This window comes from Mucilaginibacter sp. PPCGB 2223, assembly GCF_001705515.1.
Lineage (GTDB): Bacteria > Bacteroidota > Bacteroidia > Sphingobacteriales > Sphingobacteriaceae > Mucilaginibacter.
Window position 1 is genome coordinate 466,713 of the sequence record NZ_MDJS01000003.1, and the last position, 22,293, is coordinate 489,005.

Genomic DNA, 22,293 nt, shown 5'->3' on the forward strand with positions numbered 1-22,293 from the left:
GATGACGGATCAACATATTGCCTCTCAAAAAACGCCTCCTTCAGTGGGGGTGGGGGCTCGTCGGTTTTTGTTTCTTCGCGATGTGATACTCTATACGCTCACCTCTTTTGGCGGGCCACAGGCGCATATTGCCGTTTTGATGCGCGAGTTTGTGGAGAAACGCGGCTATATCAAGGAAGACGAACTGATGGAACTTAATGCGCTTACGCAGATATTACCCGGCCCGTCATCTACCCAAACGCTGGTGGGCATTGCCTGGAAGGTGGGCGGCCTGTGGCTGGCCATCATCACTTTTTTGATCTGGCTGCTGCCTTCAGCAACCATCATGTGCATGGCGGCCATCAGCTTTAAAATGTTTGCCGCCCGCGAACGATTTGTCGAAATATTACGCTTTATACAACCCATGGCCATTGGCATTGTAGCCTACGCTACCTATACCTTTGCCTATAAATTTTTAAAAACCAGGGTAAGCAGTATGCTGGCCATCGGCTCGCTCATCACTACGCTTATCCTGCAAAACCCTTACGCCTTCCCTATTTTGATCATGATGGGCGGCATCATTTCATCGGCAATGGAAACCCAGCCGCAGGAAAACGAGATCCGCGTAAGCCTCTTCGCCAACGTGAACCCTAAAAAGGTAGGCTACTTTATCGGTATCCTGTTATTTTTCGCTGCATTGGGCGCTTTAATCAACCGCACTTCTCCTTTCAGTTTGCCTATCCGGCTATTCGAAAACTTTTACCGAAACGGCATCCTCATTTTTGGCGGCGGGCAGGTATTGGTACCGCTCATGTACACCGAGTTTGTCGAGGTAAAACATTACCTGGGCGCATCCGAGTTCCTTTCGGGATATGCTTTGCAGCAAGCCCTGCCCGGACCGACCTTTTCGTTCACCTCGTTTGTAGGCGGCATGAGTATGGGCAACCAGGGCTACGGCATAGGCGGGCAAATTGCAGGGGCCATTGTGGCCGTTATCGGGATCAACCTGCCGGGTTTGATCCTCATCCTGTTCATCGTCCCTTTCTGGAACGATCTGCGCAAGATAACCCGTATTAAAAACTCGTTCAGCGGTATTAATGCGGTGGCAGTTGGTTTTATGGCCACGGCCCTCATCCTGCTTACCCGCCCAATGGGCTTTAACTTGTTGGCTATAGGTGTAGCTATAAGCACATTCCTGCTCCTCAAATTCACCAAAATAAAAACGCCTTTTATAATTATTATCGGTGTTGTGTTGGGGTTGATATTTTAACGCTCTCTAAACTAACTACATAATATTTTTTATAGCTTTATATAAGTTATGAAAAGCAGCATCCAGCGCCGGCTACCTGATCATCAGCAAATTGATCCGGGCAACACCCGTTCAAAGGGTATAAGCCTCCCCGCCGTTCCGGCGCTCCAAAGGGCTGCTGCTGCCGAGGAAGTACCCCTGCAAAAAAAATCCAAACCTGTTGTGCAGCGGGTAAAGGTTGGTGATCCGAGTCATAGTTCGATATTTTTAGCAGTAACACACTTCCCTACCGATATTTATCACACAGCCAAAGCTGTACTCGACGAATTAAAAGCAGCCGGTACCGATTTTACCGATGCCACCGCCATAGTAGCTGCCGTTAATGCCGATGCTCGGGTTGTGGCAGCGAGGGCCGGATCGGTTGAGATCAGTACCCTAAGCGATGGCAAAAAATTACGACAGCGACATATAGACGCAGGCACCTGGGCCGAGATCACTCCCGCAAGGGATGATCACGCTTATGAATTAACCACGGTAATTGATGAAATTACTTACAAATTCCATGTCCACCCGCCGCCGTTTCCCGGCCGCGATGGAATACCGGGCCAGATCATGAAAGCCGGCAGAATGACGAATACACAAACATCATCAGCCACCATTACAGCGATATTTACCAAACATGGCCGACCGGCTGGTTGGTAATTGCGCAAAACCGGTTCGCAATAATATGGCAATACCAATAACCCGCACTGCATTTATTTTAGTTTGCAGCGTGTTTTAAAGATTTTTTTGCACAATAGTTTCTTTTTCCCAAAAAATCTTTACTTTCCGTTTTCAATAGCAAACATTTAAAACCAGATATTGTATGAACATCAAGCTTCGCCTTATAGTAATGAACTTTCTTCAATTTTTTATATGGGGAGCCTGGCTGCTTACTGTTGGGGCATACTGGTTTCAGAATAAAGGATGGTCGGGAGCGCAATTCGGGGCAATATTCTCAACCATGGGTATCTCGGCTATTTTTATGCCCGCTTTAACCGGCATTATTGCCGATAAATATATTAATGCCGAAAAGCTTTATGGCATTATGCACATTTTGGGTGCAATAACCCTGGCGTGCATACCGATGGTCACTAATCCTTCGGCATTTTTCTGGGTAATATTGCTTAATATGATCTTCTACATGCCAACCTTGTCGCTTTCGATAACAGTTGGATACTCGGCTCTAAAAAGTGCCGGCGGCGACGTGGTTAAAGATTATCCGCCTATCCGTACGTTCGGAACTATAGGCTTTATTGCTGCCTTATGGACGGTGAGCCTTACCCATAATGAGACTTCGGCAAACCAGTTTTACATTGCATCGGCCGTAGCTTTGCTGCTCGGCATATTCGCGTTCGGTTTACCAAAATGCCCGCCAATGTTAACAGGAGGCCAAAACAAATCGTTTGCCGAAAAATTTGGCTTAAACGCCTTCTCGTTATTTAAGAGTTCCCGCTTTGCTATATTTTTTATGTTCTCGTTGCTTTTGGGTGCCGCACTGCAGCTAACCAATGCTTATGGCGATACCTTTCTGCACGATTTTCAAAACGTACCGGCCTATAAAAACCTGATAGCGGTAAAATATCCGGCCATTATTATGTCCATCTCACAGGTATCCGAAACCTTGTTCATTTTGGCCATACCTTTCTTTTTACGCAGGTTCGGTATCAAATATGTCATGCTGTTCAGTATGCTGGCATGGGTGCTGCGCTTTGGGCTGTTTGCCTTTGGTAACCCCGACGATGGCTTATGGATGATCATCGCATCGTGTATAGTTTACGGCATGGCGTTCGATTTCTTCAATATTTCGGGCTCGCTGTTTGTCGAAACCCAGGCAGCTCCCGAAATACGAGGAAGCGCACAAGGTATGTTTATGATGATGGTAAACGGCTTTGGCGCATTTTTCGGTAGCATAGGCAGCGGCTTGCTGATCGACAATTTTTTTACCCACAACGGACAAAAAGACTGGCACGGCATCTGGCTGGCATTTGCGGCCTATGCTTTAACAATTGCCATAATATTCCCTTTTGCTTTTAAATACAAACACAATTTAGCATTGGCTCACACTATACGGGATGCACACCCGCCGATGAAGGGCGGTCTTGATTCGCCGCTACCCTAATAAAAAAGCCAGTAAACTGGCTTTTTTATTTATGACAGAGCCGTCCGCAAAAAAACTATCTCTTTATCAAACTACCCTTGCCGGTTGAGGCATTTTTATTATTTTAGGCCAGTACAACTACCTGACCGAAAGCTCTATCACACGCCGATGAAACACCATCACCGACATGAAAACGATTGCCTGAACTGCGGCGCCGAACTGCAGGGACATTATTGCCACGATTGCGGGCAGGAAAACCTGACCCTCAAAGAGCCTTTCTGGCATTTCCTGGGGCATAGCATCAGCCATTATTTTCATTTCGACGAAAAATTTTTCAATACCCTGGTGCCCCTGCTCACCAAACCCGGCCAGCTTACCCTGGCTTACCTGGATGGCAAACGTACCAAGTACCTGCAGCCGGTTAGCATGTATATCTTCGTATCAATTTTTTATTTCCTCGTGGTACCTCACCTGCAGCATAAAGCAGATAAGGACGAAGATGATGATCAAATTGTAGCCACCGCAAAAGTAACCCCGGGAAAAGCAGACTCATTAAAGAAAGCCAAAGATGCGATTATGCAAGCTCCCATGCCCGAAATCGCCCGAAAAGAAGCGCTTAAAGGCATGGACAGGGCCATAGCCAAAGCCCGGAACAAAAGCTTTGAGGCGTTGCCTTTTGCCCGTCAAACAGTGGTGCTTGATAGTTTAAAAGCCGTTAATAAAGCCCACCCAAGCGATAGTTTGCAGGAAGCCGTCGACGATCATACCGAAACTTATATTGCCCGCGAGGACAGCACTTATGCATCGTACCTGAAAAGGCAGGCAAAATTACCCGAAGATGAACGCGACGGCTTTTGGGACCGTTACAAAAAACGCCGCGATATCGATATCAAACAACGTACAGGTAAAGACTGGAGCCTGGATAAAGAGATTGAGCATTACCAGCCGAAGCTCTATTTTATCCTGATGCCTTTATTCGCATTTTTTATTATGCTCAACTTCCGTAAAAATCACCGGTATTATGTGGAGCATATTGTTTTCACCATTCATTTTTTTACGGCCTTCTTTATCTTCGAAATTGTAGCAGTACCCATCAACCATTTTATTTTTAACGACTCGGAGTTATTTAGCCTTTTATCTTATGCTGTAGTTATTTGGTACGCATATACTGCCTTACGAACATTTTACCAACGACCACCATGGCTCACCATCCGCAAAATGGTTACATTGGGTATTTGCCTTTCTATCGCTTTCGGAATCAGCTACGAGATCATTCGCCAAGTTGTTTATATGCTTGCTTAATTCCTTTTCGAAAAATTAAATGTAAATTGAACTGCCATTAACGTTTAATGAAAAAGCACTATCGCACCGAAAACAACTGCCTCAATTGCGGCAACACCTTCGAAGGGCATTTCTGCAACAACTGCGGGCAGGAGAACCTGGAGTTAAAGGAAGATTTCGGCCACCTGATGGTGCATGCTGTTGGCGATTATTTTCATTTCGACGAGAAGTTTTTTCATACCCTTAAACCACTGCTTTTTGAGCCGGGCAAGCTCACCGTTGACTACATGGCCGGTAAACGTACCCAGTACCTGCACCCCATCCGCATGTATATCTTCATCAGCCTGGTTTATTTTATCCTGCTGTTTAACAACAACAGTAAGGAAAACCGGGTCGAGCAAAAACATGCCACAACCGAGCATGTGGTCGATAGTGTAAACCGGGCCATTAACGATTATCATGGCTTAACACCTGCACAGAAAAAAGCCTTACAACAAAAAACAAGCGGGTTTAATATCAATAAAAAAATACGGGCAAACGATAAAAACACTGCATCGATAGGCTCGTTCGGGAGTATTGTATTCGACGACGACAGTACCGCTACTTATGAGCAATACCTGCAAAAGCAACAAAAATTACCCGTAAATAAACGCGACGGTTTTATCGACCGTTATCTCAATAAAAAATACTACGAATGGAAAGCACGGGGCCAAACGCCCAACGAGGCCATTTTGGAAGGTTTTAAGCATAATTTTCCGAAAATGATGTTTCTGCTGTTGCCGCTCTTTGCATGGTTTTTAAAGGTCACGTTCCGTAAAAACCACAAATACTACGTGGAACATCTCATCTATTCGTTCCACCTGCATTGTTTCGTATTCCTGTTTCTGATATTTATTATGCTTATTAAGATGCTGCTGCCCGATAGCTGGCTTTCGGTAAGGGGCCTCCTGGATCTGTTTTCATTTGTTACCATCATCTGGTATGTTTACCGCTCGCTGCGTATCATTTACCAGCGCAGCCGGTTCCGCACCATTACCAAGATCATCAGCATATCCATTGCCTACTGGGCAAGCTTCATGGTGTGTATAGTTTTTGTGTTTATACTATCGGCTATGCTTGCCTGATATCTTCCGGCCTGACACTGTAATTTTTCCGACAGCCACTTTTGCCCGTCGAATCTCGTGGATATACTCCGGCAATTGTTCTTTGAGAAGCATATTCCAATCAGTTTGTTTCACGTCTTGATTCTCGCTTCCTGATTCATGCTTCTATTTCAAAGCAGCCAGTTCTTCCCGTGTGATCTTAAAAACCGAACCATGCCTGATGCCTTTCGGCAGACTGATCTGATCGCTGATATCGGTCCAGTTCTTCAGGTCGGTCGAGATAATTGCGCCGTATTTATGCTGGGTATATTTATCAAAGTATACTATCCATTGGTTGCCGATCTTTAGCGTGGTCGGCCCTTCGGCCCAGTAATTACCGGTAATGGCGGCGCTGGGTTTACTGTACGGTCCGGTCAGTTTATCAGCATAGGCAATGCGCAAGTTTTTCTCTACGGGCAGCTTGGTCTCGTTCTTAAAAAACATCACAAACCGTTTGCCATCTTTAACTATCGTGGCGTCGATACAGTTAAAACCCGGGTCGTACAGCACTTTGGTATCGGTAAAGGTTTTAAAGTTTTTAGTGAGCTGATAATAAATGCGGTGATTGTATTTTTTGCCTTCGGCGGATGTATCAGCCTGCGGGAAACGGCCGGGTATCGTAGTCGACCAGTAGATCATATACTCCTTACTTCCAGGATCATAGGTAATTTCGGGCGCCCAGCAGTTTTGCGCTGTAGGTTCTTTATCCATCACCATCAGTTGCTGCTGCTCGCTCCAATGAACCAGATCCTTTGAACTTGCATAGCCAATCCCGCGATCGGTCCAACTATCCGTCCACACCATATGAAACAGACTATCGGCACCGCGGATGATACATGGGTCACGCATGATCTTATCCCTGGACACCATCGGCTTCAGGAAAGAACTATCGCCTTTTAGCGCCTGCCATTTATACCCATCCTCGCTGTAGGCTAAATGCAAACCGTCCTGCCCGTTATTTTTAAAGTAGCAAAACAGGTATACATCTTTTTGCTGCGCATAAGTGCTTATCGCGATAAGCAGAGCAGCGATGGTTAGAAGTGCTCGTTTCATTATTAATATTTCATGTCATTGCGAGGCACGAAGCAACCGCACACAGGCGGGTTCGATCTGCACAGCAAGAGATTGCTTCGTACCCCGCAATGACATATTTTATAAATTATTTCTTTCGGACTTTCTGACTTCGGACTCACGACTACAACTTTGTCAACTCACTCCCGGCCAGCAAAAAGCACCCCAAACCATAATCCTCAAAATCGGGGATATTGGTATAACTCACCGGCTGGCTGTCTTTAGGCTCTTTACCTGTGCCCTGCACAAAGCCCAAAAAGCCCTCCGGGTGCAGCGAGTTGGCAATCATCGCGTTCCAGGCTTTGGTTACGATGGGTTTGTAGGTCTTTTTATCCAGCAAGCCGTTATTCATGCCCCAGGCCATACCGTACACAAACAACGAAGTACCGGTCAACTCCTTGCCACCAAAATGGGTCGGGTCCTTTAAGCTCACATTCCAGTAGCCGTCTTCGCGTTGCAGCGGAGCAATGGCTTTGGTCATTTCCATATAGGTTTTCAGATACTCATCGCGATGCGGTGCGTTTTTCGGGATGATCGACAGCACGCGCACTAAAGCAGCATAAACCCAGCCATTACCACGGCTCCAATAGCAATTGGCACCATTCGGCTCTTTATACGGCGGCACGAAGGCTTTGTCCCTCCACCACAAATGCTCGGTAGTATTATATAAGCCACCGCCTTCAACCGTTTTGGTATGGTTGTACATGGCGTACATTTTTTCGAAATATTTCGGGTCGTCCTTATAGATCACACCCAACTTGGCAAAAACCGGCATACCCATTTGTATCGCATCTATCCATGTCCAGGCACCGTCGCCATCGTTAGCGATGATCAGGTCCATACATTTTTTAATGCTTTCAATGCGGTCAGGTTTTGGGTCCAGGTTGTACAGATCAATATAGGTCTGCCCGCAGCAGTAGTTATCGGCATCCTTGGTATCGATGCTGCCGCGCGGGCGCCAGTTATGTTTTTCGCCCCAGTCTATCGCGTAATCCAAAAATTTCTTTTGCGGATCTACACCGTACAGCGCCATCAAACCTTCGTAATAAACAGCGCGCGTCCACAGTTCGCTGGTACGGGTAACCGGCACCCCTGCAGGGTTTTTAACGGTCACAGTAGCTCCCGGGTCGGGCCATTTATTCATAAAATAAGCGTTGGCCAGCTCCATATCGGCAATGATCTTTTTTTTGGCAGGCAGTTGCTGCGCTTTCGCGGACAACCCTGCCACGATCATCAAAACGGCTAATGCTAACGCGTTTAATTTTAAGGCATATCTGTTCATTGTTCTTTTTGTTTGGTTATTAATCGGCTCATGCTGTAGGGCAGCAAATCTGGTTACGATTTTAGGTCTAATTATCCATATCTGCGTCCTGTAGCATCCTGCAATTTACGGCATTTTTTGCAGACCCTCCCACTTAACTTTCCACTGCCCGTTTTTGGGGAAGCCCGGATTTTTTACCTGACAGCCATCCCAGCCGGCGCACATCATGGCTACAGCCGCCAGCAAACCACCATTCCCCGGTAAATATAAAGTCAGCCGTTTATCCTGGTAATTGTGCCCGTTGGATAGATAGGTATTGGTCATGATTGGCATAAACAAGGCGTCGATCGCTTTTTCGGGCATGTTTAAACGTGTGGCCGTCATCGCCGTCATCGGGAAATCCCAGCCCCAGGTTTTCGGCCAGTCCCACACCTTCCATATCAGGTTTAAAGTATTGCGCATCACGGTAGTATCCATCATCGGCGTATAAGGCAGCATGCCGTAGGCAGCCAGGGTCGACGGATGATCAGTAATATCCTTGGGATTAGTGTACGAATCAGGCGCACTCTCGGCCTCCAGGTAAACACCATCCTTCTGCGGCAGCGGCGACAGCTTATTAATCACATCATCCCATTGCTTATCGCGACCCATTTTCAGCCTTTCGCGCCATTGCTGGGCCACATTCAGCGCCCAATGCCAATAGGTCAATTCATAAGGAGGATTAAAAGTAGTAGCCTGGTTATGTACCTCCTGCGATGGTATCATCCCCGGCCCTAAAACATACCGTCCTTTGGCTTTATCAAAATAAGCGTACGATGCCATAAACTCCGCAGTAGCAAAAACCTGCTCCTTATATTTCCGCAAGGTCTCCAGGGTGGGGTGCGCACGGTAATCCAGCTCGGCAAAATAAATAAAATGCGGCTGCTGCCAGATGAGAAACGCTCCGACAGATGAGGGACTTTCGTTACCGTCCGGGTCCGTCATTTTTTGCCAGCGGGCGCCTTTAAAACCCTGCCTTTGCGCAATGCCTTTAGCCCTTTCCTCAACCCTGCCGCTATACCATCTCATACTGTTTTCCAGCAAGTCTGGCCTGCCCCACAGCGCGAAGTGGATGCCATGCCACCAATGCATTTCCAAATGCGGTTTGCCATACCAGCTGTTATAGGTCAAACCGGTTTCCTGCGGTGGATAGTTACCTGAGCATTGTATTTTGGTGAGATATTGCGAGGTAACGATCCTTCGTTCCAGTTCACCGGCACGTTTATCCTTACTTCCCGAAAGGTCGACCGCTCCGCCGCGCATCCAGAATTTCGGCCATTCGGCAATGCTGTTGCTTTGCGTTTCCGAAAAACCCGGTTCGATAAGCAGCTTTTTTATCGGGTAACGCTGCTTAAACATGCAGCTGAATTGAAAAGTGGTTGCTTCCTTACCGGGAGATAAGATAAACTCATGGGATGCTTTACCTTTTTGCATAATTGCCTTGTCATCCCATTTAAAATGAGTTTCATACACTTCCGAATCTAACTGATGTATAACATTGGCATTATGGTTATCGGTATATTCAATTTCCGATCTATGCTTTTCTGGATGGTGGTAATCCACGCCCATATCGGCAAACTCATTGGTCGGGAAGGGAAACTTCAGCCTGATCTTTAACCTGCCCTCGCTAAGTAATGGCGAACTTACTTTTACAGCGATAACATCCTTTTGCTGATGACAATAGGTCAATACCTTTACAGGGACACCCTCCACCGTAAAATTGCTGACAATTTCCCCCCGCCACATGTTCAGCTCCTGATGGATGTTTTTAATATCGGATATTGCAGCTATCGAACAATCTTTTTTAATGATCTCGAACCCCAAATTGCTCAATTGCAGGCGGTGCGCATTCTGGCGGAACCAATCCGATGCTTCTTTATTTCGCTTAGGCGTATTAACCTGCACCGAATAACTGATCGGCCTGCCATTGATATTATAAGTTTTTAAGCTTTCTTCAAACTTATAACCAACTGTATCGATAAAGCTATGCCAGCCCCATTCGCTCTGCGTACCCAGCGGTACGCCCTTGGCATAATATTCCGGGAAAGTTTGCAAACCGGTAATATCCACCGTAAAGGCAAACCTGCCGTTACCTACAGATAACGAACCCAGCGAATCGGCTTGGGTATTGATAATGGTATGTCTTTCAACTAAAGCCTTACGGTCAATTTTTTGTGCCTGGCTTGTAAAATGCAAAAGCCCCGCTATCATTGCCAGGCAAAGTTTTTGATATTTCATTTAAGATATGATGGTGATGACATCCGTGTGAGTTAATGAGTCGATGGCTCATAGTCGATAGACCATAGTTATCAGCATTGCTTCTATGGTCTATCGGCTATGGACTACTTCAGGTATTTCTTCAAATCACTGTCCGTCAAACTCTTAATCCCCTGCACAACCGCAAAAGCATTAAATTTGGCGCCGCCTTCGTTGGTATGCAGCGTTTCGGGAGCGGTAAAGTATTTGGCCGTTACCGCTTCCGGACCTTCCTTATCATAATCATCGGCAATGATATCATTCAGCGGTAAAAACGATGCGCCGCCTTGCACGGCAGCCTGTTTAGCCAGCGTACCATAATCACTGGCACCATTAGCGCGTCGTACTTTACCGTCTTTAAAATTGTTTCGTGGTATCAGCGAGCAAACAATGGCTGTTCCGCCCTTGGCTTTGGTATCGCTAATGAATTTGCGGATATACCAGCCATAGCTGTGCACCACTTCGTCCTGGTGGGTTAACATGTTATGGATGCTTACGCTGGTATCGCTGTTATTTCTAAACGTTCCGCGGGCGCGGGCCGTATCGTTTATCGCGCTGCCATCATTAGCACCAAATTGCATCATTACATAATCGCCAGGTTTAATTTTAGCTAAAACTACAGGCCATAGCTTAGGGTTAGTCATAAAAGTGCGGCTGCTGGTACCACCCAGCGCATCGTCTTCAACAACTATGCGTGTGGTATCAAAATAATCGCCCAAAAAGTGCCCCCAGCCCCACTGACCCAAAGCGCCTTTGTGCTGCCCGTCATCACGGCCGTTCTTCACCGTCGAATCGCCGATCAAAAACAAGGTCGGCTTATTTTGCGGCTTAAAAGCGACTGCCAGCAGTGCAATTGCCGTTACTGATAAAATGTATTTTTTCATTGCTTAATATTTATGTCATTGCGAGGTACGAAGCAATCGCACAGAAGCAGCGGACATACATCATCGGCCCTGTAAGGTTCGCGATTGCTTCGTACCTCGCAATGACATGATTTTCTATTCTCTTGATTCCTGACTCTTGATTCTTGACGCTATTTTTTAATGTAGTTATTCAACGTGATATCCGGCTGCATCTTCAGGCCTTCGATAACCGATTGGGCGTTGATATCCGCTCCCTTTTTATTGGTATGCGTATGCTCATGCGGGAAAAGCGCATAAACAGAGTCGTGAGGCATCTGATCATATTTCGCCGCTGTAATGCTGTTCATGTCAATAAAAGCCACGCCTTCCTGGTCGGCAATTTGTTTGGCCCATAAGCCATAATCTTTATCCGCACGGATAATTTTGCCATCCTTGTCCCACTCGCGGCGCGGTATCATCGATAAGATGATCGGCGTAGCGCCTTTAGCCTTGGTATCGCGCACAAACTTGCGCAGGTACCAGCCATAGCTGTGCACAACTTCCTGTGTGCCGTCCTTCCAGGTTAATACTACCGAATCCTGACCTGTACCTTTAAACACGCCACGGTACCCTGCTCTGGTCGTATCCGGTTTTGCACCTTCGTTGTGCCCAAATACCATAATCACGTAATCGCCGGGCTTAAGGCTGCTGTTAACTTTATCCCAACGGCCCTCTTTCACAAAAGTGCGTGTGCTGCGGCCGGCAGTGGCGGCATTAACCAGGCTGATCCTGTCCAGGTCGAGATATTGCCCGATCAGCGAACCCCAGCCCCACATATCCTTATCGTTATTATGCGTCGTCGAATCGCCGATCAGGTAAAGCGTCGGCTTTTGCTGATACCTGAAGGCCATCGCTATCACTGCAATGGTGCAGATGGAAATAATGTACTTTTTCATTGTTCTTTTTTCTTGACTCTTGATTCTATCTGCTTCCCACTTCAACCTCAACCGTACCATCCCCTAATCCCGGCGATGTAGCTTTGACTGTTATTTTGCCCGAACGTGCATTGCCTTTTATAATAGCAATACATTTGCCTTTATAGCTATGCCTTACCGGCGATGTATATACATCCTGGTTGCCCAGGTCGGCATTGTCGGTAACTGCAATTACACCGGCACCATCAGCGCTGAAAGTGATGATCTTATCTGCCTGCGGGCAGGGCACGCCGTTGGCATCAACCACGGTGGCGGTTATATAGCTGAGATCGTCCCAACTGTTGGCAATTTTTGCTTTATCAGCAGTTAATATGATCTTAGCCGGTTCGCCTGCGGTTTTCAGCTCTTCGCTGGTAACCTCTCTGCCTTTATTGCGGCCAACAACTTTGATGATTCCCTTAGCAAAGGTCAGCCCGAAATCAACAGGCGCATCGTTCGCATTTTTAGGTTTCACGCCAATCGATTTTCCATTTAAAAACAGCTCCACCTCGTCGCAGTTGGTATAAATCTGTACACGGGCATCGTCGTAAGTATCAAAGTCGGTCGGCGTCCAGTCGGCTACCATAGGACCAACGCCGGCATTTTCCTGGTGGCGGACAATGTGCACCACCGGTTTATCGCTCCACCAGCTTTCGCGCTGTAAGGATAGCGGCCTCGTGCCCATTGTACGGTCGAACACGCCTTGCCCGTTCACCACGTTCGGCCAGTCGGCTTCGCCCAGGTAATCCACGCCTACCCATAAAAATTGTCCGGCCATATACGGGTTATCGCGCAAAGCCAGCCAGGCTTGTTGCGTATGCCCATTCTCTGTACCTATAACTTTCAGGTTAGGATGTGCGGTATGCTCGGCAACCAACTCGTTTTCGCGATAGTTCTGGCCAACCACATCCATCTTCTCAACAAAACCATTGCTGTAAACTTTCGACACATTCGGACGGAACAAGGCCATAGTCACTTCGCGTGTGCCATCGTATTTATGCACGGTATTTTGCAGGTCGGCATATTTTCTAAAACCTGTCGAATCGTTCAGGTTATCATGTATTTCGTTACCCACGCTGTAAATCACAATCGACGGGTGGTTGCGGTCGCGCATTACCTGGTCGCGGGTATCGATCAAACCCCACTCCTTAAAAAAGCGGTTGTATCCGCCTTCACCGTGCTGCTTATTGGCTTCCCAGGTGTCCAGGTTCTCGTCCATCACCAAAAAGCCCATTTTATCGCAAAGGTCCAAAAACTCAGGCGCGACCGGGTTGTGTGAGGTACGGATACCGTTCACGCCGATATTCTTTAATATTTCCAAACGGCGCTCCCAGGCACGCAGCGGTACTGCCGCACCCAAAGCGCCCGCATCATGGTGCAAACAAACACCTTTGATCATTACTTTTTTACCGTTCAGCAAAAAGCCCTGGTCGGCGGTGAATCTGATATCGCGAATGCCGAATGGAGTCGATTGTTTATCGATGGTATTGTAATTGACATTAACAAACGTTTGAGCTTTATATAAAAACGGCTTATTTACATCCCAAAGCGTAGGTTTAGGTACGACAATATCCTGCTCAAAAGTGAAGCTCTTGCCTGCGGCAATTTGCTGCGTACTTTCGGCCGAAAACCCCGACGAACCGTCCTGGCCAACCACACTGGTTTGCAAAACCACTTTTTGTGTTTTATTATCCGAGTTTACCACCGTAGTTTTTACATGTACTGTCGCTTTCGCGGATGATACCTGCGGCGTGGTAACGAATACGCCCCAATTGTCCACATGTACCAGATCGGTTAAAATTAAATGCACATGGCGGTAAATACCTGCGCCGGTATAATAGCGTGATGCAGGTTGAGTGGCATTATCCGCACGAACGGCGATCACGTTGCCTTCTTTACCAAAATTTACATGCCCGGTCATATCATACTCAAAACTGATATAGCCATACGGGCGCTTACCCAGGTGATAGCCATTGATCCACACATCACTATTGGCCATTACGCCATCAAACTCAATGTAAACTTTCTTTTTGGCGTCGGCCTCGTTAAGGGTAAAGTGCTTGCGGTACCAGCCTATGCCCGAAGGCATATAACCACCGCCACGGCCGGTTGGGTTATTTTGGTTGGCACTGCCTAAAATGCTCCAATCGTGCGGCACATCCACCGCTTTCCATTTCGAGTCATCGAAACCGGTTTTATCCGCGCCGCTGGCATCGCTCTGTTCGAAGACCCAGCCCCTGTCGAATAACTGGGTTTGTCGTTGTGCACGGGCGGTATTCAACGCTAAGGCTGCTGTAATTAATAATAGTATTTGTTTGGTCTTCATATCTTATAAAACTATGTCATTTGCACATCTGCACATTTACGCATTTGCACATTCATTATGGCTTCCTCGGCTTAGGTTTCAACTCATCCGGGCTATCCTTAGTATAAGTATTGAACGGCTCCTTAGTCGGCGTCTCAAAAATATCTTTTACCACGGCCAGGTCAACGCTATACGCCGGGTTGAACTTGTCGCTTGCCATATAATTCTGCAAACTCGCAAACAACTGTTTAGCGGCCGGATGGTTACCCTCAATAGCTGGCGACAGATCAGCGCTCGAAACTATCAGCTTACCCTTGCCTACTTTAGCCTCAAACACCAAAGCCAAACGCCGGTTCAAAAACCAGGTATCGATCGGCTGGATGATCGGCTTAAATCCTTTCGGGAAATCTTCGAGCAGCATCACCTGCGCTTTATTCACGATATCGAACCATTGCAGATCGCTGTGGTAATCGGTCGGGAAATCGGCAAAGGCGGCACTCTTCGGGTCGCACAAAATACCCAGCGTATGCGGCGGGCGCATTTTAAACCACGATGTGTTCCAAAAAACCGGTGTAAAATATTCAACCACTTCTTTGCCTTTAACAACTTTTCCCGCTGCGTTCAAAAACACTTTACCGCCATTGTTCAGCACATCTTCGGCTTGTTTATCCAGCGTAGTGGTATAATAAACGTCTGTTTTAGGTGTGGCCTGCGCCGATGGGTACACCCAGAAATCCCAGTCGTTGGCATATTTGGTACCGTCAACGGTTACTTCAAGGTTCAGTTTGGATGCTTTGGTAACCCCGCTTAGCGCGAAACTGATATTACTTACCGGCAGGCAATTGCCAATCGGGTACTCTTTGTTATCCGTTTTTCCATCGGCCAGTACTTTGCCTTGTTCATCACGTATCTTCCAACTGATTTGCGCTTTCAGTGGAGCCGCTCCGTAATTATATAATTCAGTGCTTGCAGTAAAAGTCTCGTTATTATTGTAAACAAACTTAGGTATCCGCGCCAACGGTACCACCGAGTTACAAAAGCGGCTGAACTGCTGCGGCGTGATATAACCCTTCTCATCCCAAAAGGCACTCAATACGCCTACCAGCGCCGTTCCCTGGCCAGGATAATCATTCAGCGACAACATCTGGAAACCGCCCATACCCGGTGTGCGCAATTCTTTTTCAATCTCCATCTTATAGCACAAAGCCTGCAATTTGCCCGACGCCATCAAAAACTGTTCTCCCTGGTCGGCCATGCTATGGTCGGCCAGGTCTTCCTGGAATAATTCAAAGTTTTTGGCTTTATAAACGCCGGTGTATTTTTTGATCTCCTTAAAATCCGGGAATACACACCACTGCCCCATCTCGTGCACCACAAAAGGTACATTGAAAGCTTCTATCCCGCTGCGAAAGTCATCCATCGATTCGGGCAGCCCTTTCCAGCTTAAACCGCGCACCGCGCCGGCACGGACCATATACTCATTCTCTTTAATCACCGGCCAACTGCCGCCAACAGCAGCGCCAGTATATATCCGGCGGCTATCTTTAGCCTTCCAATAATTTACAAACTTGCCCAAATACTCTTCCTGCCTGCCGCGGGGTTCGTTACCGTAAGCCATCATACAAAACGAGGCATAATTACCGTAAGCCTTGGCCATGCGGTTGGTCTCATCGTAAATAAACTGATCGATCGGTTTTTTATCGCCGATAGACGTACCGTGATTGGCCCAGCTCGGCCCTTCAACATGCAGGTAAAAACCGGCTTTATCGGCCGCAATAAAAGCGGCTTCGGGCGGGCACCACGAGTGGAAACGCATGTGGTTTAAGCCGTGCTCCTTACATATTCTGAAAATCCTGTCCCAGGCTGCAACATCCATGGCAGGATATCCTGTTAGCGGGAACTCGCAGTTGTTTACCGTGCCGCGTAAAAACACCGGCCGGCCATTTATCTGCAATTGCTTGCCCACGGCTTTAAACTCACGCATGCCAAACTGCACCTGCTTTACCGCATTGCTGCCTTTGGTACTTATTTTTACGGTGAGCATGTATAAGGCCGGGTTAAACTCGTCCCACGTTAAAATTTTATTACCCATCGGCAGGTCGACATCCAGTTCAGCACGCCCTTCGGCAATCAGCAGGTTTTTGGTTACCGGTGCAATCTGGATAAGCTCGCTTGTATTGAAGCTTTTTGCCGATAAGGTTACCGTGCTCACTACCGGCTTATTGATGTTCTGGTAACCTATGGAGAGTTTGATATGTGCAACCTTCTTTTTGAGATCAGGATAAACCTGCAAATCGTTAAAATAGATATCCGATTCTTTAGTAAGCGTTATTTTGCCCACCACCCCATTCCAGTTGCCCTGGGTATGATCCGTCAAACTATGCGAGTCCTGCCCAACGTTGATATCCTTTATCCGGTTATCGATGCGTAAAGTGATGGTATGTTTCCCCGGAACAATACCTGCACCAAGGTAAAAATTCTGGGAAACAACCATCGTGTTCTGAATATCCATCTGTATACCGTCGAACCAAACCGTAGTCTCCGTATGCGGGCGCTCCAGATTAAGCATCAGGGTGCACCCTTTCCAGTTTGCCGGGATGATCACATCTTTTTGATACCATGCCGCGCCCACGTAATGTTTGGGCGGCGTTAGCCAGAAAGGTATTTTGATATTGCCCGGTTGCCGGTATTTAGCCAGGCGCGGATTGTAATACCACGAACTATCATAAATGCTGCCCGTCCATTTGGTTTTGAGTGTAATGTCGTTCCCTTTCAGGTTCCCGGCCATTGAGCCGGGCAGGTGTATATGATCGTTGAGCGTTTTACCAAACCATTTTTCGGCCACGCCTTTATCCAGTGAGTCGATCTGGAAGCGCCACTCACCGGCCAGCGATATCTGGTTCGGATCGTCTTTTTGAAAACCGGATAACAAAATTGTTACGCCGAAGGCCAGTAATACGGTACTTATTATCCGTGCTAAATGAGCACTAAATTTCGGGTTCCGATGTTTCATTAGCCTCTGTTTGTTTTAAACAAGTTATGGTAATTAAACCGCAGGCCGGGTATATTCAATAAAAAAGTGCTAAAACGATCTGATACAGGTTTTTTACAGGGCATAATTTATAATTGGTTTGTTGGCAGCAGCGCGGGGCCTGCTAAATATTCAACTATTTTAGTACTTCTATTTTTGATGGGCAACCTGTGGTGTCCTGCTTTTGGGTTAAAAAATTGCCTATATTCACCATTTCAAAAATAGCGATGCACCAACCCACCACACAACCCACTGAGCCACAATTTAAAGCAAAATATGGTATTGATGCCCCCGGCGTGATCCGTAACCTATTTTTTGGTGGAATTGCTTTTGCGGCGATCCCGATTTTCTTTCCGCTGGTTAAAATAGGCAATGTGGACATTGATACCCATGGTTTGTACTGGAGTGCCGGTGGCTGTGCGCTGGGCGGCGTGCTCATGTTACTGTATTCCCTGTTTGGTAAATTTAAACACCGCGACCGTATGCTGCGCCTTGCGGGCGAATGGGCGGGCGACGAGCAGGTTTTGGATGTGGGTACCGGTCGGGGTTTGTTGATGATAGGCGCGGCAAAAAAGTTGACCACCGGCAAAGCTACAGGAATCGACATTTGGAATGCTGAGGACCTGAGCGGCAACAACGTACAACATGCCATGAACAACATCATTGCCGAAGGCGTTTACGCAAAGACCGAGATATTAAACGAGAATGCAATGAATATGAGCTTCGCAGATAATTCGTTCGATGTGATACTCACCAACCAGGTCATCCACAATATTTATAATAAAGAAGGCCGCAAAAAAGCCTGCCTCGAAATTGCCCGCGTTTTAAAACCCGGTGGCGTTGCCGTGATATCCGATTTCAGGCACATGAAGGAGTATAAAAAAACCTTTGATGAACTTGGCCTCGAAACCAGAATGCACCCGGCCGATTATTTAACTACTTTTCCGGCGCTGGATATCCTGCTAGTACACAAGTAGTTATTCGCGTGCCAGCGTTATGCTCATTAAGCCTATCACCACATCGTTGGCAATGGTTTTCAGGGTGATACTTTTTAAGGTTTTCGATGGATTTAACGGCATATCCAGCACCGTTGCGGCACCGCCGTCGATATACTGTATCTTACCATTAAACCGGGCTTTCGATTGTTCGGCAGAAAATATCTCCCCGGTTTTAAGGTGAATACGTATAGGCCGCACCTGCTTCAACGAGAATGCAAATCCGTCGTCATAATAATCTTTCTCTATCGGCCACCAGGTTTCGGGGTTGCGCAGTTGCAGTATATCCCGGGTGCCGTCGGTATAGTTAACCACTAAAGCGCCGTTTTCCATCTGGCTCTGCATCGGGTTGGTCGATCCCGCCATCAAAAACCAGGCGTGGCTGGCCTTGTCTTGCAGTGGTATTGATTTTTCGTGCGGGTAATTATCCCATTGCGAGGTGAACATAATATTGTTTGCCGTGGTGGTTCCCGGCGTGGCGAAGGTGATACCTTGCGGTAACGTAATCACGTTTTTATCCCCGGCAAGTTTTCGTAACCCGCTATCATCAATCACATGTGTTTCGTTATAACCAGTCCACTCGCCCACGCCCTGCCACGGTAGCTGCAAGGTAGTCGCCTGTGGCCTCGGGCTTAAATACCTGTTCTTAAATATCTGGGTAACCTTATCGTTAAAGAATGCGGACAGGTCAATATTCTCCAGTTTGCCATGCGTTGTAACATCCCAGTCAGCAATAGCCCCGGTTTCCGTTTTACCGTCCGGCAGAGTGATATTTACCGCGTTGGTCCCGGTTACCAGTTTACCTTTAGGAATGATTATCAGATCTGATGTTTTGCCTTGCGGGATATTTACAGTAGGGGTAAAACCATTCACATCAACTGTAACCTGTAGTTCTGCATCGGTATTATTGCGTAACCTGAAAGCATCATTGTTTTCCTTAGGTCCGTTGGCCGGTATTATCGTCATCGGCTCTTCAACCTTAAAACACAGTGGCATCCACCAGTTTAACGCACCCTGGCTTAATTGCACAAAAGCAGTATGTTCGCCTTCACTATTATTTATTTTTGCTGTGACGGTACCCTTGGTGGTTTTGACATTGCTTAACACCTGTTGCGGGTCGTATACGCTAATTACAGTTGCTCCTTTAATATTTTCGTTCAGCACACCGCCAATGGCATAAGTTTTTTCGGCCGATGGCAACGCCGGTTTCTCGCCCTGCCATTCTATCATAATGACATACTTTTCGGCGGCAGGAGCATCAATTTCAATTACCGGTTTCCCGACAGCTTGCGGCAGGTTTTTCCATACTACCGGTTTACCGTTTACAGTTGCGTTTTTAGGTTGCCCCTGTGCAAGCGTTTCAAATTTGAGGTTCAGCCTTTTCGGGAAGCTTTGCACCAGCGTATAGGTATCCACCCATCCGTTTCGTTTAAAATCGAAGCTGATGTCAGGCGTACTGAACGAGGCATAATTCCATTCGCCCGGTAATCCCGGCCGTATAGTGAAGCTGTTATGCAAAGCATCAGGCACAACACCGAACAACCCTTCAACCAAAGCCCTCGAGAACATACCTATCCCGTCGGCAAAATCGCGGTAACGCTCCCTATCGCTGTAATACGATATCTGCACAAAATTACCCGGACTGCCACCCAGATACATCGAGGCCAGTATTTCGCTCTTGAACAGTTTAAAAGCCTCGTCGGTGCGGCCGGCCTGGTAGTTAGCCAGTATTGCGTGCATCGATTCGCCTAAAGCCACATCATTCAGCGACCAGGTATAAGGCATCCAGTTCGTGGTCGAAATGGTATAATAACCCTTATCATCCAGCCCTTTCGCCCTTACGGGGATATGCGGTATCTCGTTATCAATGTAGCGCACACTTTGATACGCCTGGAAAAGGTTCATCGTTTCCGAATCCATACTGTGGTAGATGGTCCATATCCCGGGCTGTGTATGCAGCAGCCGATTACCGAGGGCATCCTTAAATTCGGCAAAAACACCTTTATCCTGCATCCATAAAACCTTGTTCATGGCAGTCAGTATTTTCTCTGCTTCCGCACGATATGGCTTCGGGTCTTCGTCTAAAACCGAAGCTATCTCAGCTGCCTGTTTAAATGCGTAGTAATTATATGCCGATGAATGCGCCACCCCGCCGCCGCTGTACTGCAAGGCATCGCTGGCCCAGATGGCAGCGTAGGCATCATAAAGGCCGTCGCGATCGGGATCAAAATTGCGGGTTTCCCACGCCAGATGGCGTTTAACCACCGGCCAGGTTTGTTTCAGGAAATCGACGTCGCCCGTCCAGTTGTAGTGTCTCAGCAGCTCATCGATATAAGGCATGTTCATATCATAATGATGGGCCGAAGGTTTCTCGCCATTGGGGTTGCGGGTGATATAACCGCTGGTGAACATGCCCACACCTATCTTTTCGAGGCTACGGGCCAGATGCGTGGCCGAATCGGCAACAACCGGGCCGGTGGCTGGTTCGGTGAGTTGCGATTTGGCATAAGCTTCAAAATGTGTCTTTGCCCTGTCGTGCCAGCCCAGTTCGTCGCCCGCGTAAGGGCCGCGCCAGCCGTTAAGCCGCATGCGCCAGCCTATCGAACCATGTAAAAAAGTAGGCGACTCCCATATCGCATCGGCAGCAATGCCCAGGGCACCGCCAACGGTGTTGATGTAAGGATCGGGAGTTTTTATTTTTATGCGGCTGGCTAATTTCAACCTTGCCGTTTCGGCCAGTTCAAACGCTTTAGGCAGATCGCTATAAGCCATAGCCGGTTTTGTCGCCGGGTTATGTATCGCAAAATAATAGTCGTTATTATCGATAATTTTCAATGCTCCGCCAAGCACCGGGGCTTTATCGGGTACAGAGTTATACAATTCCGATGGCGAACCCAGCTTGCCTGCATCGCCAATTTTCAATACCATTCCGGCAGGCAAAACGCCAAGCAGCATTTGCACTTTTGATACCTTCGACGTTTGTTTCGCATCTTCAACAAAGTAGCGCCCATCCTGTCCAGCCTGTACCCCGGCCCCGTATCTTAAGGTAAAGTTACTACCATCAATAGTATACATATTCCCCGTACAATAGGCGGGTTTTAAATCAAAAACATCAGGCGGATCGGCGCCCATATCGCCATCGCGGCTAAATTTTTTGCCGCTCGCACCACCAAATGCAAACATCAGGTTAACCGGCCTGGTCGTCCCTTCAAATCGCGCCCTGAGCACAATTCCCTCTGCGTTACCCATCGCCAGCACGTAAATATTGAGGCTGCCGTTGCCCAACAGCGGATCGGTAACGGTATAGATCATGGCTCCGGGTCTGTAACGGGCTACAATAGTTTGGGCATTAGTAAGCCATTTGCTTTGGCCCCCGGCAGCGATACCCAATTTTAAATTGCCGCCCATGCCGGGCATATACAAACCAAACTCGGGTTTGTCGCCGGTCTCAACTCTAAAAGCGGTATTGGTGCCATACAAAGCGCGGGTAAACAAGCGGTTGCCATTGGTGATTACAAAATCGCTGCCTTCGGGATGATAACGCAACTCGCGCTGCTCATTGTGCCAAAAACTGTCGCTTAATTTTATGGGATAAAGCTCCTGCCCATTTACAACAGACAGGCATCTCAGTAAAATACAGAGTGTCAGTAAAATATGCTTTTTCTTAGATCTCAGACTGGCCATTTGCTATTATTGAGCGGTATTAAATACAATAACCGGGCGATACT

14 protein-coding genes are annotated in these 22,293 nt (G+C 47.4%); 6 read left to right on the forward strand and 8 right to left on the reverse strand.

The genetic code is table 11. The annotated features are described in order from the left end of the window. Position 1: 1 nt before the first annotated feature. From chrA to BEL04_RS16855, 5 genes are all read left to right on the forward strand, one after another. Positions 2-1,249 carry a chromate efflux transporter gene (chrA, locus tag BEL04_RS16835; RefSeq protein ID WP_066005949.1) on the forward strand — a complete coding sequence of 416 codons (1,248 nt, stop codon included), beginning with the start codon at positions 2-4 and terminating at the stop codon, positions 1,247-1,249. 48 nt (positions 1,250-1,297) lie between these two features. Beyond that, on the forward strand, positions 1,298-1,930 hold the full coding sequence (locus BEL04_RS16840) for a hypothetical protein (RefSeq protein ID WP_066005950.1): 633 nt from the start codon (positions 1,298-1,300) through the stop codon (positions 1,928-1,930). Positions 1,931-2,093: 163 nt separating this feature from the next. Continuing rightward, positions 2,094-3,389, forward strand: a complete 1,296-nt coding sequence (locus BEL04_RS16845; RefSeq protein WP_066005951.1) for a nucleoside permease — start codon at positions 2,094-2,096, stop codon at positions 3,387-3,389. Positions 3,390-3,536: 147 nt separating this feature from the next. Then, the gene (locus BEL04_RS16850; RefSeq protein WP_066005952.1) at positions 3,537-4,670 is read left to right on the forward strand and encodes a DUF3667 domain-containing protein; all 1,134 of its coding nucleotides are present in this window, start codon (positions 3,537-3,539) and stop codon (positions 4,668-4,670) included. 47 nt (positions 4,671-4,717) lie between these two features. Further along, positions 4,718-5,773 carry a DUF3667 domain-containing protein gene (locus BEL04_RS16855; protein ID WP_066005953.1) on the forward strand — a complete coding sequence of 352 codons (1,056 nt, stop codon included), beginning with the start codon at positions 4,718-4,720 and terminating at the stop codon, positions 5,771-5,773. Between the two features lie 144 nt (positions 5,774-5,917). Here BEL04_RS16855 and BEL04_RS16860 read toward each other — a convergent pair whose 3' ends face one another. The 7 genes from BEL04_RS16860 to BEL04_RS16890 form a co-directional block, all read right to left on the reverse strand. After that, on the reverse strand, positions 5,918-6,844 hold the full coding sequence (locus tag BEL04_RS16860) for a glycoside hydrolase family 43 protein (protein ID WP_066005954.1): 927 nt from the start codon (positions 6,842-6,844) through the stop codon (positions 5,918-5,920). A 142-nt stretch (positions 6,845-6,986) separates the two neighbouring features. Continuing rightward, on the reverse strand, positions 6,987-8,144 hold the full coding sequence (locus BEL04_RS16865) for a glycoside hydrolase family 88 protein (RefSeq protein WP_066005955.1): 1,158 nt from the start codon (positions 8,142-8,144) through the stop codon (positions 6,987-6,989). A 105-nt stretch (positions 8,145-8,249) separates the two neighbouring features. Further along, positions 8,250-10,400 (reverse strand): hypothetical protein, encoded by a 2,151-nt coding sequence (locus BEL04_RS16870; RefSeq protein WP_066005956.1) that lies wholly within the window; start codon positions 10,398-10,400, stop codon positions 8,250-8,252. A gap of 104 nt (positions 10,401-10,504) precedes the next feature. Next, entirely contained in the window at positions 10,505-11,302 is a 798-nt protein-coding gene (locus BEL04_RS16875) for a GDSL-type esterase/lipase family protein (protein WP_066005957.1), read from the reverse strand. 149 nt (positions 11,303-11,451) lie between these two features. Beyond that, on the reverse strand, positions 11,452-12,216 hold the full coding sequence (locus BEL04_RS16880) for a rhamnogalacturonan acetylesterase (protein ID WP_066005958.1): 765 nt from the start codon (positions 12,214-12,216) through the stop codon (positions 11,452-11,454). A gap of 25 nt (positions 12,217-12,241) precedes the next feature. Further along, positions 12,242-14,560, reverse strand: a complete 2,319-nt coding sequence (locus BEL04_RS16885) for a glycoside hydrolase family 2 TIM barrel-domain containing protein (RefSeq protein WP_066005959.1) — start codon at positions 14,558-14,560, stop codon at positions 12,242-12,244. A gap of 55 nt (positions 14,561-14,615) precedes the next feature. Continuing rightward, positions 14,616-17,552: a sugar-binding domain-containing protein gene (locus tag BEL04_RS16890; RefSeq protein WP_066005960.1), complete on the reverse strand. Its 2,937-nt coding sequence runs from the start codon at positions 17,550-17,552 to the stop codon at positions 14,616-14,618. Between the two features lie 245 nt (positions 17,553-17,797). On the opposite strand from BEL04_RS16890, the gene BEL04_RS16895 reads away from it, so the two are divergent. Beyond that, positions 17,798-18,547, forward strand: a complete 750-nt coding sequence (locus BEL04_RS16895; protein ID WP_066005961.1) for a class I SAM-dependent methyltransferase — start codon at positions 17,798-17,800, stop codon at positions 18,545-18,547. Here the strand turns inward: BEL04_RS16895 and BEL04_RS16900 are convergent, their stop codons facing one another. Beyond that, positions 18,548-22,249: a DUF4450 domain-containing protein gene (locus BEL04_RS16900; RefSeq protein ID WP_083227964.1), complete on the reverse strand. Its 3,702-nt coding sequence runs from the start codon at positions 22,247-22,249 to the stop codon at positions 18,548-18,550. Between the last annotated feature and the right edge of the window lie 44 nt (positions 22,250-22,293).